The sequence below is a fragment of the Shewanella sp. 8A genome, assembly GCF_023475945.1.
Lineage (GTDB): Bacteria > Pseudomonadota > Gammaproteobacteria > Enterobacterales > Shewanellaceae > Shewanella > Shewanella xiamenensis.
Genome location: NZ_JAMDJP010000080.1, coordinates 1 through 1,300, shown reverse-complemented (window position 1 = coordinate 1,300; position 1,300 = coordinate 1). Strand labels below are relative to the sequence as shown.

Here is a 1,300-nt window from a genome sequence, read left to right as displayed (position 1 = left end):
CTTATCGAGAAAGCACAGCGTATAGCCTCGCTTGGTCACTCTATCTTCTTTGTCGAACACCAGGCGTTTCCATGGATTAGAGACAATGTCCAGAGGGGCTTCATCCAGTAACAGCTTGCGCGATTCCAACAGCCCACCAAGATATTGATGGGCTTCCAGAGTCGCCTTGCCTGCCGGAGCCGCTTTGAATACGATATCACGCAGTAATTTCGGTAAAAAACGCCTGACCCTGCCATATTGTTCCACCATTTCATCCTGAAAGTTATCATCGTAGGGGCGAGCAAGTTCATGGACGGTGGCAATGGATGTCGCCAGTTTTTCACGAGACATTCTGGCAAAGATAGCTGACCTCAGCTGCTCATCCTGCATGCTTTCAGTGAGTATCAGGGTGCAAACCTCTGCTAGGGCCAACGCAGATTTATCCAAATCCTTCAATGTCCTCAGACGTTTTTTCTGCCCCAACTTTTTCGCCTCACCGGCAATATGGGTGATCAATAAATCCAGCACATCCAAGGCTTCATCTAGGGCCACGGTCTCGTACGTCTTAGCGAAGGCGACTAAAATGGCAGTGCGCTTTTGCTCCGGCATGCGAGCTATCTTGTGCATGGAAATCATGCCTGCGTGACGGGCAATGTTTTTAAAGCGAACGGGAGGAATGCCGGTAAAATCCAGCTCATGCATGCCGAACGCTTTTAGCGCCTGATAACGGTCAATGGCCTCGGACCGCTAATCGTCACCGGCCCCTTGCGGTAGCGGTCAAAGCGGGAAGTTCGTGTTCCCTCAGGAACTTGAAGTAAGGTCTCAAGCTTTGCGATCTGCTTCGATGTCGGCAACGCCGACAACCGTTGCCACAAGCGATTAGTAGCCCGTTCTCGTACCTCGGAAATCAAGCGCGTCAAAGTGGTTTCACCAGGCAAAAGGATTTTATGCTGGACGAGCCAGCCAGTGGCTAGATCGAAAAGTAGGCAGGGCCGCTCGTTGCTGATCCAACTGCGCGTGTAGAGCAAACGGCTTAACCGGAACGACCACGGCCAGCTGAATTCCCGGTATTGGTACTGATCCCGGATCAAGGCGGCGTGCTCCCTTCGTGTGGTCTCCCGTTGCGCATAGGTGGACAATATCGCAACATCATTTAGTCCAAGCTGTCGTGCGACAAACCATTGGGCGTTGACCGGAACCTGTGGCAGGTTGGCTAAATTTGCCCAACGCGCCAAAAATGTAAAGTTAGCTTTAAATTCTAAAATCACTCACTTGAATTCTCGTTCTCAATCAGCGCTTGCTTCCAATATTCTGGTTCAGC

Annotated in this window: 1 protein-coding gene and 1 pseudogene; both read right to left on the bottom strand. The window is 51.1% G+C overall.

The features are described from left to right. Window positions 1-681 (bottom strand): annotated as a pseudogene (locus M0413_RS23140) (Tn3 family transposase); the annotation flags it as partial. An 11-nt stretch (window positions 682-692) separates the two neighbouring features. After that, complete coding sequence (locus M0413_RS23135; RefSeq protein WP_502957308.1) at window positions 693-1,247, bottom strand: DUF4158 domain-containing protein; 555 nt, start codon at window positions 1,245-1,247, stop codon at window positions 693-695. Window positions 1,248-1,300: the final 53 nt, after the last annotated feature.